Origin of the sequence: Polystyrenella longa (genome assembly GCF_007750395.1) — a bacterium.
In the GTDB taxonomy this organism is placed as follows: Bacteria; Planctomycetota; Planctomycetia; order Planctomycetales; family Planctomycetaceae; genus Polystyrenella; species Polystyrenella longa.
This window is the reverse complement of the sequence record NZ_CP036281.1, coordinates 1-15,801: the sequence shown is the minus strand read 5'-3', so window position 1 is coordinate 15,801 and position 15,801 is coordinate 1. Positions and strand designations below refer to the sequence as shown.

The following is a 15,801-nucleotide window of genomic DNA, read 5'->3' as shown; positions in this document are numbered from 1 at the left end:
GTCGTTTTTCTGCTGAACCGAGTCCAACCATGTGTCGAGTCTTGAGAAGTTATTTTCTGATCTTCGGCTGTATGCTCATGGCATTCGGTTGGTGTGTTCCTAGAGCGCAGGCCGATAGTCTGGTCGAAATGACCGTGGGAAAATCCAAAGAGTCCTATCAGGGACGCGTTGAAGGTCAGAACCAGAAATTCTGCTGGCTAATGGGCCAGGATGGAATACTGCATCAGGTCCCTCTTAAAGAAGTCACCAACTTTCGCCGTGTCTCTCCACAATTCAAATGTTTATCCACGCTACAGATGAAATCAAATCTGTATCGGGAATTCGGACGCGATTATGAAATCGCCACCAGCGCCCACTACGTTACCGTCGCTCCACCCGGCCGAGCATCCACCTACGCGAAAATGTTCGACCTGGTATACCGCCAGTTTTTTAACTACTTTAAAATCCGTGGCATGAATCTTGAACAACCCGAGTTCACGATGGTGAGTATTGTCTTTCCGGATGAGAAAAGTTTCGTTGAATACTGCAAACGGGATGGAGTTCGCTACAGCCAGGGCCTGCGAGGATATTATCAACCTCGAACAAATCGAGTCGCACTCTTCATTCCCGATGATCGACTCTCCTTCAAAACATCTGCCAACAGCCGTCCCGCTCCCGATCTCAGCCAGCAATTACTTGGAACCGGTTCCGATTTCCCGACGACCACGTCCTTCCAACAGCCCAATTACTATGCGAACCTTGTCGCGGTCGACGATGAACTGCGTAACACCATCATCCATGAAGGAACCCATCAGGTGGCCTTCAACATGAACCTGCATTCCCGGTTGGGTGATAACCCCCGCTGGATTGTCGAAGGATTAGCGACTGTTTTTGAATCCCCCGGTGTCCGGAATTCCTCTCGCGTGACTTCCGACAAACTGAACAGCGAACGGTTCCTCTGGTTCAAGGATTACGCCGAAAGTCGACGACCAGATCAGTCGCTGCCTCAATTCATCGTCTCGGACGATCTCTTCCAATCCTCCTCTCTGGATGCTTACAGCGAAGCATGGGCCCTCAGCTTTTATCTGCTGGAAACTCGTCCTCGTCAGTATGTCGATTATCTGAAACGAGTCAGCACTCGCAGTAACGGTCGACTTTATACGCCTGATGAACGTCTGACCGACTTCCAGGAAGTCATCCACCACAGCCTGCCCAAGGTGGAAATGGATTACCTTCGCTTTCACGCCAAGCTGAAACGCTAAACAGGACTCTGTCGTTATATCGGCTTCTGTGGATTCTTCTTTTCACTCACTCCGCACAACTCCGTTCCTTTCGCCCGTGCTACTGCTCTTCTAGAATGGCATTCGTCCATCACCAACGAAGCCAATCATCAGTAGGCAGGTAACGAGTTATGAGAATTGACGGTCGAGCGGTCGATCAATTGCGACCCATCACCATTCAGCGTCCTTTCACTTCAGCAGCCGCGGGAAGTGTCTTAATTTCCGCCGGGGAAACCTCCGTCCTCTGTACTGCCAGTCTGGACATGTCCGTTCCTCCCTGGAAAAGTCAGGACGATCTTACGGGTTGGGTCACCGCCGAATATAACATGCTGCCCGGCAGTACCACGCCCCGTAAACGCCGTGAACGTACTAAGATCGATGGACGTACCAGCGAGATTCAACGCCTCATAGGACGTAGCCTCCGCGCCATTGTCGATCTCGAAGCCCTCGGACGTCGTTCCATCCTGGTCGATTGCGATGTCCTCAAAGCGGACGGGGGAACACGCACTCTCAGTCTGACTGGTGCTTATATTGCCCTGGCCGATGCTGCCTCTCAGCTCGAACCGGCCGAAGGAGTTGATCGTCCAATCCTTAAAGACTCGGTCGCCGCTATCAGCGTGGGAGTCATCAATGGGGAAGTCCTGCTCGACCTCAATTACCACGAAGACTTCGCCGCCGATGTCGACACGAATGTCGTCATGACCGGCTCCGGTGAATTCGTAGAAGTGCAGGGCACCGCTGAAGGTCAAGCATTCTCCCGCGAACTCCTCGACCGCCAACTCGATCTGGCGACTAAAGGAATCGAAGAACTCACCCGATTACAACGGGAAACACTCGCCGGTTGAGCGAATGTCTCTTCTTAATCTGACGAACTACACGAAGCGGTATGCCCATCGTTATTTGATGTCGTACCGCTTTAATTTTTCACGCAGCGTCTGACGATGGATGCCCAATCGTCGCGCCGCTTCCTGACGATTTCCGCCAGTTGATTTCAGAGTGCGTTCCAACAGGATCGATTCTGCTTTATCAAGAAATGATTCGTAGATCTTTCCAGTTGTTCCCTCGGTCTCTTCAGTCTGCAGACGATCGTCGATCCAGTTCTGCACCGCCTTCGTCAAAGTTTCCGGTTGAGAACTTTCAATGTTGGAGAGTTTCTGACTCGGTTGCGGCAGATCCTCCGGTTCAATCACTTCCGAACGATTAACGATGGCCGCATGGTCAATGACATTCTTTAACTCACGCACATTGCCATACCATTCCCGGCGGCTCAACTCCGCTAAAGTCCGTTTTGACAACCAGCGATTTCGCGGTGAATTAAGTTGATCTAGAAAATGCTGGGCAAGCAGTGGAATATCTTCGCGACGTTCCCGTAGCGGTGGAAGCTCGATACGAAAGACGTTCAGCCGATAGAAAAGATCCTCGCGAAAATCTCCCTTGGCCACCTGATCTTCCAGTGATCGATTCGTCGCGGCAATCAGCCGAAAGTCCGAAGCCTGCGACTGATTCGATCCCACGGCAGTCACCTGTCTGTTCTCCAGAACTCGAAGAAGTTTGACCTGGGTCGAAAGTGCAATGTCACCGATCTCGTCAAAAAACGCACTTCCCTGATGAGCGAGAGTCAATAAACCGGTCCGCTGTTTTTCGGCTCCAGTAAAGGCGCCCTGCACGTGACCGAACAGTTCACTTTCGACTAACGCTTCACTCATTGCCGGTACACAGACGGGGACAAAAGGTTGTTCGCTTCGGGAACTGTAACGGTGAACGGCAGTCGCCACCAATTCTTTGCCTGTCCCACTTTCTCCGGTGATCAAGACGGGAACATCGTTTTCAGCGACAAGTGCAATCTTCCGAAAGACATCCTGCATCGGAGCCGATTTGCCGATAAGAAACTCTCCGGGAGAGACTTTTTCCGCCGACGTTTTCTCTACAGACTCTGTCTCTGTCGACTGCAGCGCCCTCCGAATCACTTCCACCGCCTGATCCAGATCAAACGGTTTGGTCAGGTACTCAAACGCCCCGTTATTAATCGCACGAATGGCGGTATCCAGATTTCCAAACGCGGTCATGATAATGACCGGAGTCTGCGGCCCCTGGGCGCGAAGTCGATTCATCGCCGCAACGCCATCAATTCCCGGAAGACGGACATCCATCATCACCACATCGGGCGTCACCTGAATCGCTGAATCTGTTTCTCCCGTTTTCTGTTCCGTCAGTTCCAGCGCTTCTTCGGCAGAGGCCGCCGTGTAGACTGAGTGTCCGGCATCTTGTAATGCCTGTTCCAGTGCCCAACAGATAGCCGGTTCATCATCTACGATCAATACGTTGCTCATTTATTTCAGTTTCCTACTACCACATGTTCCGGCTGATGAATCGATAACGTCAAACGAAAACAGGTTCGGTCTTCATGTCGATCAAGGGACAGAGAACCATCACAATCTCGCGCCGCCTGTTCCGCCAGCGCCAGACCCAGACCAATCCCTTCCTGCTTCGTTGAAAAGAACGGTTTGAATATCTCCCGCTCAATCTCCGGTGAGACCCCCGGCCCATTGTCGCTCACCTCGATCACCAATTGATTCTCTTGAGAATAGAACGACTTCAGTCCCACCACTCCCTGGGGACCCGCAGCTTCAATTGCATTCATCAACAAATTCAATAACGCAGCCCGTACACCATCGCCATCTGCGACCCGGGCTTTCGTCTCGACCCCTTCATAATCAAACTCAATCTTCTTATGTTTGACGATGGGTTCAATCAACCGAATTGTTCCTTCCAGAACATCGGTGATACCCGCAGGGAAGCTGGTTCGATTTTCTCCCCGAGTCAGACGAAGCAATCCTTTGATTTGTTCTTCCGTCAGAGATAGTTGATGCAATGCTCGCGCCAACGATTCTTCTTCTGGTCTCGACTGACATCGACTTTGATGAAGTTGCACCGCCATCCGCGCTCCCGTCAACGAGTTTCGAAGATGATGCGCCAAGCCTCCCGTTAACTGGGTGATCAATTCCGCCCGTTCCGTGTCACGGATGTTCTGGAGCGACTCCTTCAACGCCGTCGACATTTGATTAATGTCCTCTGATAGATCCTTCAACTCGTCGGACAGCTGTGCCGTCTCAACGGGTTCAAACTCCCCTTGGGCAATGCGGGATACCTGATTCTTCAAACGGTGAATTCGATTTCCAATACGATTCGATATCCAGTACGACGCCGCAATGATCAGGACCAACACGATCGACCCGGTCACTAGTGAAGGAACCAATGCCTGACGACGGGCGGACTGCCAGTACTGTTCAGGGTACAGTACCAGGACAGCATCGATCCCAAACCCCCGCTTCCAGCGAACTCGTTCCGAAAAGTATCGTTCCCCTCCGATGACTAACACGGTCTGTTGATTCACGATATTCGTCGAATCGTCTTCCCGCTGTTTAGAAAGTTGTGGGAGCGAGGACAGATCGGTCTGACCCGTTTGGAGCGTTGTCTGCGTAATCTGCTTCCCCATATCCCATACAACAAAATGCGCCCCTGAAAGAGACCGCAATCGTTCGAGTACGTCGGGCGTCATGGGGAAGGTCGCCTCCTGCAGGCTGGTGACGACATTATTCAATCGCTGGTTCAGGTTCTCTTCCGCCTGGCGCACCGCCAGCACGGCTGAAGTGACCGTCAGGATCAGCAGTGAGATCAATTGAATAATGACAAAGGGAACCAGAATCTGGTTCCGTATCGGCCAGCGCACAGGAATCATTACCTGAATCGGGCCCGGTTCTTCCCGGCGATAAGCAGACACACAATGGCCCACTTCCAAACCACGACGAAAGAATTCGGACAATAACGCAAAATCGGTCTGAGAAAAAACAGGGTATCTGCTGGCGATTTCCGCTGCAGAACCTTCCAGTATTAGAATTTCTGTATATAAGAATTTCTCAGTATAAACAGTTACGTAACAACCAGATCAATCTCGCGATTAATCGCGGCGAGATTATCGCCATGTATGATCAAAATCCCGCCACCGCCTGATCGTGAGAACACTCCGGCGAGACCATTCGCGTAATTGAGAAGATGAGGACGGTAGATCTGGTTAAAATCGATTCCCTTTGCTGTGCTGATTATAATCCTCTATTCCAGCCGGGGACCAGCCACTTCTTTGAAAACGATTTGTACACGGTCCACTTTTTGCAAATTCGATGTTCGACTGTTTAGAATTCAGCGGATCCCTTCATTTCCGCTTCATCAATCTTCGCTGCTTTCCAAAAGGAATTTCCCTTTGCGTAAAACCAACACTCGCACGGGATTCACTCTCATAGAATTACTGGTCGTCATGGCCATTATTTCCATTCTGCTGGCGCTATTAATTCCAGCCGTCCAGCAGGCACGTGAATCCGCTCGACGGACGCAATGCCGCAATCGTATTCGTCAACTCGCCTTGGCGACTCAGCTTTATCAGGAGAATCATAGCTTCTATCCACCAGGAGCCTGTGTCGACGTTAACGTCACCACGACCGATAACAACGGTTCCTGGGGTGTGCATGGTCGCGTGCTTCCTTACATCGAAATGGGCAATGTCTACGAGGGCATCGATCTCGCCGTAGGTTGGGACCGGCAGGAACCAATTGATGGACTCCGTATCGCCACGCTGATTTGTCCCTCAGACGTGAAAGCCTATGAGATGCGTGATCCCGGCGACGATAAAATGAAACTGTGGGCGACGACTTACGGTTTCAACTACGGAACCTGGTTCGTCTTTGATCCGGCGTCAGAGAAAGGAAGCGATGGCATTTTCTTCCCGAACGCCGAAATCGTTCCGACCGATATCAAAGATGGGTTGTCGAACACCTTGATGATTTCCGAAGTTAAAGCGTGGACTCCCTACTTGCGAAACCTGTCACCGGCAGCACCGGCACCCTCCGCTGTCCCCAACGGTGCCAGTGATGTCGAAGCGTTGTTCTCATCATTGACCCAGTTCAAAAACACGGGACATACCGAGTGGCCTGATGGTCGCGTTCACCACACCGGATTCACGACCACGCTCCCTCCGAACAGCTTGGTTCATTACACCGACGGTTCAACCGAGTACGACGAAGTCGATTACAATTCCTGGCAGGAAGGGAAGAACGGTGCCGCAGGTAGACCCACTTATGCCGCCATCACATCTCGTTCCTGGCATGCAGGCGTCGTCATGACTGCCTTAATGGATGGTTCCGTCCGTCCCTTCAGCGAAAACCTCTCCCAGGATATATGGCGCGCCCTCTCCACCCGTAACGGTAACGAAATCGTGGAAACCGGATATTAAAGAGGTAGGAACGGGTCACGTTTTCAAGAGCGATTCAAGCCTTCAAACTGCCACAATGAACTGCTAACCGTTTTTTAATGCCCCATCATCATGCCTTTGGGAGCGGGCTGATAGTCGTTCGGGTTTCCGAAGCGTTTCACGATTTCAGCGAAGACCGAACCTTTTTCCACAGGTTCTCCTGAATTCATAACCAGATTAAAAAGATCCTCTGGTAACACTCGCAGGACGGTCATTAGCCCTTTGACGGCCATGGGGTAGGTTGCTCGCATGCCGCCAGATTCTTTCCGGCTCCAGACCGCTTTCATCATTTCACTCGACATCGTCATGCCCTGCATCTTTTGCGGATAACCTGGGTCGCGGAATCCTTCCGAGACCGCTTCTCCGCTGACATCAGGACGGTTTTCAATGTTGTCGAGATAAGCATCGACGGATCGATCTTTTCGCATCCGCGGGCCGACATGTTTCACCATATGATTCATCATGTGATGGACCATGTGGCAGTGAAAAATCCAGTCGCCCGGATTATTGGCAACGAATTCAAAAGTGGATGCCTGCGCCACGGCGACCAATTCCGTATTACGTGGAATCCAGGCCGATTTCGGGATACGGGCTCCCTCGTGGCCAGTCACCCAGAATGTATGTCCGTGAAGATGAATCGGATGATGCTGCATCGGAGAGAAATCGAGCAAGCGAATTCGGATTCGTTCTCCATGCTTGACCACGAGTGGTGTCGTGTAAGGTCCACTCCGACCGTTAATCGTGTGCCAGTTCCAGTCCATGGCCCAGCTATCGGAAACCGTATGTGTGGGAGGAATATGGAAGTTCTGAAAGAGCAACCCAAAGTCGCGGTCCACGGGGGGATCAAACACCTTCCGGGGATGAACAATAAACCAACCCACCATCCCCATCGCTTCTTGCATCGCCACATGAGAATGGTAAAAAAAGGTCCCTTCTTCATGTACATCAAACTCATAAACCATGGTTTGGCCCGGTTTGATCGGATTCTGAGTTAATGTCGCAGCCCCATCGTATTGAATTGGCAATTCAAATCCATGCCAATGAACGAAGGTGTCTTCCTTCAATTCATTGGTCACCACGATACGGACCCGATCTCCCTGATTGATCTCAATCGTGGGTCCTGGCATGCTTCCGTTGAAACCATAAACATTCATCTGGTACCCGGGCAGGAATTCGCGAGTCACGGCCATCGGAACCAGATGAAATTCCTTCGCTCCGTTAATCATCTTCCAGGGAAGTTTCTCGATATCGGGAGCTTCAAAAGGAGCCGGTCCCGCAGATGCCGGGCGAAAACCGGGAACCAGTTTTCCAATGTAATAATCTGATTCGGGGTCATTCCCTCGCGAAGGTTTAAACCTGGAAAATCCGTCATACTCTTCCGCAACTTCTGGTGACTGCCCATCGGAATCCGCCGACAGGGCAGGACCGGTAACCGCTTCTTCTGTCGCTGGTGGAGCCACCGGTTGTTCCTGCAAACTCTCCGCCAAACCCTGTTGACTGGCCGCGACCGCTGCCGTCAGACCGGCTGCAGCAGCAAATGTCCCTTTGGTGAGAAACTGCCGACGATCCACATGCGTATTGGATTGAAGAGGTTCTTTTTGAGCTGACATATCAGTTACTCCACAGACGAAAAAAGAAGTCACGAGAGAATTCTCGGGAAGCGAGTGCCGGAAACAGGGGCTTTATTATATACCTGAGCCAGTCCTTCAACAGGACAGTCCTAGATCCTGTCCAGGATAAGTGTGGCGGCTATCGGTCCCGAAAAGCCCTTAAAAACAGTAGGCTACGCCGCCAGAACACGATACGGTTATCTGGAATGCGCTCTAGCGAGGTTTAGGAACAGCATCAATATGCCCGGGTGGAACTGCTCCGGGAGCCGCTTGCAAACCACCTTTCAATAGGTAACCCATAATCAGGATTTCGTTCATTCGAAATTCTTCTTCGAAATGAATCTGTTCTAAGCGAACCTGCACATAGTCGTTATGAGCTTGCAGAACAGTCGGCCATTCTTCGCGATCCCGTTTGTAACTGATCAACAACTCCTGATAAGCAGCCTTCATTTCCGGGACGATCATGTCGCGATATTCCACGGCATGTTCGTAGGACATGGCATATTGCTCATAAGTCATGGCCAGTTCGTGACGGAGTAATTGCTGGATGCGTTCAATCTCTCGACATTGTCGAAAGTAGTCTGACTGAGCCTGAGCGATCGTTCCCTGATTACGATCATACAGCGGTATCTCCAATTGAATCTCAGCCAATCCCACCGTCTCTTTTGCTTCAAAGTTATATCCTGAACCTGCCGAGACGACGATATCCGGAATCCACTCCACCTTTTCCCGTTGAATCGTAATTTCGTCCGACCGCAGTTTCGCCCGCGCTGCGGAAAGCTCCGGACTCTGAGTCAGTACATGCGCTTCTGCAAACTCATTAGTAAACGCCTCTCCCTCTGGCGTTAACTTTCCCTCCAGATTTTGCAAAGGGAGCGGTATTCCAATCACGGCGTTCAGTTCCCGTAACCGCCGTCGCATCTCATGTTGACTCTGCTGCAGTTGAAGTCGTGCCTGCTGAAGTTGCACATTTGCCTTATGGACATCGTACCGTTTCACCTGTCCCAGGTTATACATTTCGCGAACCGTTAACGACTGATCTTCAGCTGTCTTGAGAGATTCCATCCGCAGCATTAACCGCGAACGTGAAGCCAGTGTCTGATAAAAATGCATGCGAACGTCATTGCAAACACGAAACTGCTGCGCCACAGATCGATGCTCTGAAACATGGGCTCGCTGTGCATACTTCGAGGCGCTCAGCTTAAGCTTGTCCGCCGTTACAAACCGTTGAGTAATTTTTCCACCCTGAAATTCTCCCGGTGAATCCTTGTCTCCCGGAGCATCAACGAAAATCTGTTCGCCAATGTAGGTGAAAGTCGGGTTGGGGTAGAGTCCCGCTTGCATCGACTTCGCCAGTTCCGCGGAGACCTGCAACCGGGCTTGCTTCAAGGTCGGGTTGTGCTGGCATGCCAGAGACATGGCTCGAGTTAGATCAATCTTCTGATTCACCAACTCGATTTCATTCACGTACACGGGACCAACTGGTTCTCCCGGAGGCGCAGTAAACTTCTTCCCCATGGTTTCCTGTGTTGCTGGCGGTGCTTCGAACGGCAAAATCTGCCGGTCCTGTGCCATCAACTCACCCGTCATTCCAACGACCAGCAAGCACATCCAACTTGTTTTTCGATACCAATCCGTCATTCGTGGCCCCATTTGTAAATAATCCCTGGCTCTCCCTCAAATTATCGGAAGAACGGGATATTGGGACCAAATTCATCCTCCAGGGGCTCGTTTATCTCATAGATCGGTTTTTAAAATTCAGCAAACTCCACCAGAAATTCCCAATACCTGCTGGTATGATCGTGCCAAAAAAAACGCCAGTCGAGTGATTCGACTGGCGTTACGATGCGCTGCTCGCAATGGTTTTTGTTAACCTAAGATTCTTATCGTTACACGTCCAACTCTTTCACATCCAGGGCGTGTTTCTCAATGAACTCTCGTCGAGGTTCAACCGCGTCGCCCATCAGCACGCGGAAAATTTCATCCGCGGCGGAAGCGTCATCCATCGTGACTTGCAGCAGCACGCGGTTTTCCGGGTCCATACTTGTTTCCCACAAGTCTTCGGCGTCCATCTCGCCCAGTCCTTTGAAACGCGTCAGGCTGAAACCTTTTTCACCCAGCTTGCGAAGTTCTCGCAGGAAGACAATCAGGCCGTCGAGCGCGATTTCTGTGGACTCGTTCCTCAGGAAGTAGTGATAGTCGGGTTCGCCGTTGACCATTTCGACATGGAGCAAGTCTTTATACACGATGCCATAATCATTCAGTCGTTTGAGGACTGCATTGATCGTTCGCATTTCATGCAAGTCGACGACTTGCAATGTTGATTCGACGTCCTCTTCTTCTTCGTCGACCAATTCGGTATCGGCCACTTTCAGTTCGCCGCCCTGTTTCTCTTCTTCTTTCGCCAGGAACGCCTCCAACTCTTCTTTGTCAAAGAACCAATTTTCCTCCTGGCCGAGGAAGACACGATACCGGGGTAAGTCTCCCTTGTCATCTTTCTGTTGCAGAGCCAGATAACGCAGGTCGACCCCTCGCCGCTCCAACGTCAGGATCGGTTCTTCCAGTTGTTTAATCAGATCAGTCACCTTTTCCAAATGCTCTCCTTCAAAGGCTGTACCATCTTTGCAGACTAGTGTCGTGCCGCTGATCCCCAGTTCTGTGAGCTCTTGCATCATCTGCTCCTGAGTCTGAACGTAACGAACTTTATTACGTTGCGACACTTTGTAGAGCGGTGGCTGAGCAATGTAGACGCAACCATTACTGACCAGTTCCCGCATGTGTCGGAAGAAAAAGGTCAGTAGCAATGTTCTAATGTGACTACCGTCGACATCGGCATCGGTCATCAGGATAATTTTCCCGTAACGCCGTTTATTAATGTCGTCCAACTCAGCCCCGGGAGGAATGCCGATCGCCTTGAACATGTTGGCGACTTCAGCATTGTCCAGCACCTTGACCAGTTGCGCTTTTTCGACGTTTAAAATTTTACCACGCAGCGGAAGATATGCCTGCGTATTGGAGTCGCGACCCGTATCAACCGAACCACCCGCCGAGTCCCCTTCGACCAGGAACAACTCGGTAATATCGAGTTCCTTACTACGACAGTCTCGCAGTTTTTCAGGTAAACCGCTAGAGGTTAACGCTCCTTTGCGACGCACCATTTCACGTTGCTTACGAGCCGCTTCCCGCGCTTCCGCCGCCAAGAGACCTTTCAGCACGATTCGTTTAGCCGTGTTAGGATTTTCCTCGAAGTACTTGGTCAGCTGTTCGTGAACAACAGAGTTGACGATCCCTTCTACTTCGCTGTTTCCAAGTTTGGTTTTCGTCTGACCTTCGAACTGGGGATTCGGCACGCGAACAGTAATAATCGCCGCCAGACCTTCGCGGAAGTCATCTCCCGTGGGGGTGGCGTCCTTGAATAGATTCGCTTTCTTACCGTAGTTGTTTACCACTCGGGTCAGGGCACTACGGAATCCGGAAAGGTGCGTTCCCCCTTCCACGTTGTAGATGTTATTTGCAAACGAACGAACATTATCCGAGTACCCATCGTTATGTTGCAGCGCGATCGAAACCTGAGCGCCTTCGAGTTCTCCCATAACTGAAATGACATCGGGATACAGTGGCGTCTCGGTCCGGTTCAAGTGTTTCACAAACTCGACGATACCATCTTCGTAATGAAAATCATCCGACTGGCTAGACCGCTCGTCGTTTAATTTGATACGCAGGCCCGGTGTCAGGAAAGCGAGTTCCTGTAATCGCTTCGCCAGAACGTCGTAGACGAAATTGATATCAGGAAAGATGGTGTTGTCCGGTTTGAACATAATCTTCGTTCCGGTCTTGTCAGCTTTCCCGAGTTTCTTCAGCTCGTGATTCAATTCACCTCGGGCAAAATCCATCGTCCAGACATGGCCATCACGACGAACTTCGGCTTCCAACCATTCACTCAGGGCATTCACGGCGGTAATCCCGACACCGTGTAATCCGCCCGTACCTGTTTTGTAACCTTTGCGGTCGAACTTTCCGCCCGCGTGGATCTCGGTCAGCACCACTTCCAGGGCAGGACGGTTTCCGAGTTCGGGCATTGGATCGACTGGAATTCCACGACCATCATCGCTGATTGTCACGGATCCATCGGCATTGACCTTCACCGAGACAGCAGTCGCGTATCCGTTAACCGCTTCATCGATGCAGTTGTCGACGACTTCGTAAACCAGGTGATGCAAACCGCGTGGCGTCGTATCACCGATATACATCGCCGGCCGCATCCGAATCCCTTCGATTCCCTCCAGGTGCCGGATATTGCTGGCGGTGTAAGTATCGAGATTAGGATCTTCTGGATTGTCGGTCGGGTTTTCTTCGGTACTCAACGGTCGGGTTCTCCCCTCAGGAAATCGGGAAGATCGTCCTCCGCCGCAGGCGGTTTGGTGATGTCTCCCCGTAAAATAAATTTCAGATCACGAACTTTCAGTTCGCTGGCTTCCTCCTGAAGCTGTTTCAGTAGTTGCGGTAGCCGAAAGGCAACCAGCTCACTCAGCAGCGGTGCATTCGACACACCAATCTGCAAAACGCCTCGCTTGATTCCCAATACTCGGGTCTGCGAGGCAAGTGGCTCTCCTGCGATCTCTTTCCAGTGCTTATGCAGCAGTTCGTTTCCCTGAATACGGGCATAGCCCTTCAGAGCGAACAAGTCATTCAGCACTTTACTGAGCGATTGTGGGCCAGACTCGGAACTCATAGACGAAAGCAATTCCGGTTAGTGGTCACGAGAGAGAGGCATTATCACGTAAGTATAATTATCTTCTGTTTTCAGCATGGCGGCCTGCTCTCCGTCATTCAACATGAATTGTATCTGTTGTTCCGGATCGAGTACACGCAGGAATTCCGCCACGAATCGAGGGTCAAACGTGATGATCAATTCGTCCCCTTCATACGAAACGGGCAGATGAATTTCGGACTTGCCGATATCGGCCGACTGACTGTTCAACGTCAACTGGCCATTGTTCAGAACAAAATCAACTCCGCGGGAATCTTCGTCAGTCACAATCTGGGCCTGGCGGACAGCAGAGTGAAATGGCCCGGCGACCAGGTCCACGATCACATTGGATTGCTGAGGAATGACAGCCCCATACTGGGGGAATCGACCGTCAACCAATCGGCTGTAGAGCGTACTTTTACCGCATTTGACCACGACATCGTTCGCATGGACGGCAATGAGAACGTCTTCCCCATCGTCGGTAATACTTTTTTCGATCAGTGCCATCGCCTGGCGAGGAATGACCGGGTTCACTTCCGTTCCTTCTTCGATTCCTTCTACGCGACAGACAGATTCCACCAAAGCGAGTCGACGACTGTCCGTCGCCACCATGTTGACGGCGTCTGTTTTGAGTTCCATCATCACGCCCCCCAGGGCATAACGAGTACTCTCCACGTCCGTCGCGAAGATCGTGCGGCGAATGGCACTTTTCAACGCTCCGCCCATCATCACGTAGTATTTTTCTTCTTCAAAACCGCTTACAGGGGGGAACTCGGTCGGATCCTGAGCCGAGAGGCGGAACTCACTGCTGTCGGATCGAATCCAGGCCGCTTCTTCCGTGATCTCGATCTCAACGAATTCGTCTGTCAATTCCCGCAGGATCGACAGGACTCGTTTGGAAGGAAGCAGACTCGTCCCTGATTCGGTCACTTCCACGCCGGGAAGGTCATAGCGGATACCAATCTCCTGGTCGGTACCCACGAGGGTCACTTTTCCCTCTTCCACAGACAACAGGACGTTTTTCAGAATCTCTTTGGGGGTCCGAGAGGGAACGACCGCATCCACGATCTGGAAGGCGTTCGCCAACACGGGCCGGTTACAGCGAATTTTTACCACAGTACGCTCGCTTTCCTCACTCCGTTACGGGGCAACCGGCAGACCGGGTTCTTCCTCAACAGAAGAAACATACCGGAGCAAACCCTCCCTGCAGCAACCTGTTGCCATCAGGTCTATCGAGGCCACCACCTGTGGACCTGCTCAGAAAGAAAAGAGGGGATACGGTTACCTGTAACCAGAATTTTTCAGTAGGTGTGATGCTCTGCTTCGAGAGCCGACTTGGTCTCTGATGACGCCCGAGACCAGGCAATAAATCAGGACCAAAGTGAAGGGCTCTATTGTACCCGATCAGAGGGTGGTTTTGTATTCCCCACGGACCTCTGAGATTGCTTTTCCGGAACTCTTATTTACCCAGTTTACGATCCTCTGAAGGTGGCGAAAGGAGACCGGAGCTGGCTTTTTGATTCTCTCCGTGCTACACCGTACTACCAAGTGAATACAGTTGCTTCCCACAATTTCATTCCTCCTTCCCCCCCCCTTCCTTTTATAATTTAATTAATAGTATTATCAGTTATACAGAGGCCTGTTTTCTGACGATAACCGAAGAGTGTATACGCGCAACTCCATTCACTGCAATGAGTTACGCTGCGTGATGGGGCCTGTTTTAATGTGTATATCTTGTGGGAACACAGTGGGGACCACGTGGGAAAGCGGTGGAGAGCAGTGTGGGTTTTCAACCGACCTGAAATAGAGCCGAGTTACCCACATTTTTGAGAACAGAGTCCCCACAGAGAATCAACAAGTTATCAACACGCTGTCGCTGGGTAAACCAAGTCGATGGAGGATGGTTTTCAGCTCTTTTCCGAGAGCGGCATCATCAGATAATCGTTGTTCAAATCGCCGGCAGGAGTGAATGACGGTACTATGGTTTCGTCCACCAAAATAGCGGGCAATTTCCTGAAGTGGCTTCTCGGCGATCTCCCGAGAGAGGTACATCGCACATTGCCGGGCTAAAACCAATTTGCGGTCTCGGGCGGCCGATCGAATTTCGCTAATATTGACCCCGAATTCCTGAGATACGATCCGGGTGATGACTTTGATCTCTGGTTTCGGGACTTCGATGTCTCCTTTAAGGTATTGAGCACATAATTTGGCATCGATAGGCCGTTGTTGAAGTCGAGCAATCGCATCCAGCTGATTCACTGTCCCCAGCAGATCCCGGATGGAACCTTTGACTGTTGCGGCCAGCTTCTGGATCTGTTCCTGAGGAAGCAGAATCTGCTGGCAGCTGGAAAGGTGAGTGATCATTTTGACTCGACTGGTTGGTTTTAAAGGTTTGATTCCGACGCATAGTCCGCCGTGACAACGATTTACGAATCGGGCTGGATACCCGGTCAAAGAGCCGGGAGACCGGTTCGCGGTCAACAGAACTCTTCCATTTCTTTGTCCTACAGCATCGATGGCCAGAATCAGTTGTCTCTGAGCCTCTTTACGGGTGTCGATGGCACCCACATCTTCACAAATTAACAGGTCCAGGCTGTGGAACCGTTCCTGAAACTGATCGATCTGCTCCAGGGTAACTGCTTCTGTGAAGTCAGCAGAAAACTCTGCTGCCGTCACTTGTTCATATCGCTGTTTTCCAAGTTCTTTCTTTTCGAGATGAAGGAAATGTTTCACCAGCATCGATTTACCGTCGCCCGCCGCCCCGTACAGGTAGAGCAACTCGGTTCCTGTCCAGCCTTCGCGACGGTGTAACCGTTCGATGGCGGAGAAAGGAAGCCGATTTTCTTCCAGCACTAATAGAGGAATTCTGGACTTGGCCAT

General features: G+C 51.3%; 11 protein-coding genes. 3 read left to right on the top strand and 8 right to left on the bottom strand.

Features of this window, described 5'->3' with window-relative positions:
• Positions 1-71 precede the first annotated feature (71 nt).
• On the top strand, positions 72-1,241 hold the full coding sequence (locus Pla110_RS00055; RefSeq protein WP_197440401.1) for a DUF1570 domain-containing protein: 1,170 nt from the start codon (positions 72-74) through the stop codon (positions 1,239-1,241).
• 149 nt (positions 1,242-1,390) lie between these two features.
• Positions 1,391-2,104, top strand: coding sequence for a ribonuclease PH (rph, locus tag Pla110_RS00050; protein ID WP_144991954.1), 714 nt, complete (start codon positions 1,391-1,393; stop codon positions 2,102-2,104).
• 51 nt (positions 2,105-2,155) lie between these two features.
• On the opposite strand, the gene Pla110_RS00045 is transcribed toward rph, so the two are convergent.
• Together Pla110_RS00045 and Pla110_RS00040 are read right to left on the bottom strand one after the other, a co-directional pair.
• Complete coding sequence (locus tag Pla110_RS00045) at positions 2,156-3,589, bottom strand: sigma-54-dependent transcriptional regulator (RefSeq protein ID WP_144991952.1); 1,434 nt, start codon at positions 3,587-3,589, stop codon at positions 2,156-2,158.
• A gap of 5 nt (positions 3,590-3,594) precedes the next feature.
• Positions 3,595-5,040, bottom strand: coding sequence for a sensor histidine kinase (locus tag Pla110_RS00040; RefSeq protein ID WP_144991950.1), 1,446 nt, complete (start codon positions 5,038-5,040; stop codon positions 3,595-3,597).
• Between the two features lie 477 nt (positions 5,041-5,517).
• On the opposite strand from Pla110_RS00040, the gene Pla110_RS00035 reads away from it, so the two are divergent.
• A complete protein-coding gene (locus Pla110_RS00035) occupies positions 5,518-6,543 on the top strand; it encodes a DUF1559 domain-containing protein (RefSeq protein WP_231742777.1) in 1,026 nt (341 codons plus the stop codon).
• A gap of 74 nt (positions 6,544-6,617) precedes the next feature.
• Here the strand turns inward: Pla110_RS00035 and Pla110_RS00030 are convergent, their stop codons facing one another.
• From Pla110_RS00030 to Pla110_RS22475, 6 genes are all read right to left on the bottom strand, one after another.
• Positions 6,618-8,171, bottom strand: a complete 1,554-nt coding sequence (locus Pla110_RS00030) for a multicopper oxidase domain-containing protein (RefSeq protein ID WP_144991948.1) — start codon at positions 8,169-8,171, stop codon at positions 6,618-6,620.
• 213 nt (positions 8,172-8,384) lie between these two features.
• Positions 8,385-9,812, bottom strand: coding sequence for a TolC family protein (locus Pla110_RS00025; protein ID WP_231742771.1), 1,428 nt, complete (start codon positions 9,810-9,812; stop codon positions 8,385-8,387).
• 248 nt (positions 9,813-10,060) lie between these two features.
• Positions 10,061-12,535 carry a DNA gyrase subunit B gene (locus tag Pla110_RS00020; protein ID WP_144991944.1) on the bottom strand — a complete coding sequence of 825 codons (2,475 nt, stop codon included), beginning with the start codon at positions 12,533-12,535 and terminating at the stop codon, positions 10,061-10,063.
• Positions 12,532-12,903 (bottom strand): DUF721 domain-containing protein, encoded by a 372-nt coding sequence (locus Pla110_RS00015; RefSeq protein WP_144991942.1) that lies wholly within the window; start codon positions 12,901-12,903, stop codon positions 12,532-12,534. The genes Pla110_RS00020 and Pla110_RS00015 overlap by 4 nt, the downstream gene beginning before the upstream one ends.
• Before the next feature lie 18 nt (positions 12,904-12,921).
• Complete coding sequence (dnaN, locus tag Pla110_RS00010; RefSeq protein WP_144991940.1) at positions 12,922-14,037, bottom strand: DNA polymerase III subunit beta; 1,116 nt, start codon at positions 14,035-14,037, stop codon at positions 12,922-12,924.
• 735 nt (positions 14,038-14,772) lie between these two features.
• Complete coding sequence (locus Pla110_RS22475) at positions 14,773-15,801, bottom strand: helix-turn-helix domain-containing protein (protein WP_197440400.1); 1,029 nt, start codon at positions 15,799-15,801, stop codon at positions 14,773-14,775.

Excerpts from the sequence above, each read along its gene's own strand:
- Pla110_RS00055 (WP_197440401.1), top strand. The coding sequence starts at position 72 with ATGCTCATGGCATTCGGTTGGTGTGTTCCTAGAGCGCAGGCCGATAGT.
- rph (WP_144991954.1), top strand. The coding sequence starts at position 1,391 with ATGAGAATTGACGGTCGAGCGGTCGATCAATTGCGACCCATCACCATT.
- Pla110_RS00045 (WP_144991952.1), bottom strand. The coding sequence starts at position 3,589 with ATGAGCAACGTATTGATCGTAGATGATGAACCGGCTATCTGTTGGGCA.
- Pla110_RS00030 (WP_144991948.1), bottom strand. The coding sequence starts at position 8,171 with ATGTCAGCTCAAAAAGAACCTCTTCAATCCAATACGCATGTGGATCGT.
- Pla110_RS00025 (WP_231742771.1), bottom strand. The coding sequence starts at position 9,812 with ATGACGGATTGGTATCGAAAAACAAGTTGGATGTGCTTGCTGGTCGTT.
- Pla110_RS00015 (WP_144991942.1), bottom strand. The coding sequence starts at position 12,903 with ATGAGTTCCGAGTCTGGCCCACAATCGCTCAGTAAAGTGCTGAATGAC.
- Pla110_RS22475 (WP_197440400.1), bottom strand. The coding sequence starts at position 15,801 with ATGGCCAAGTCCAGAATTCCTCTATTAGTGCTGGAAGAAAATCGGCTT.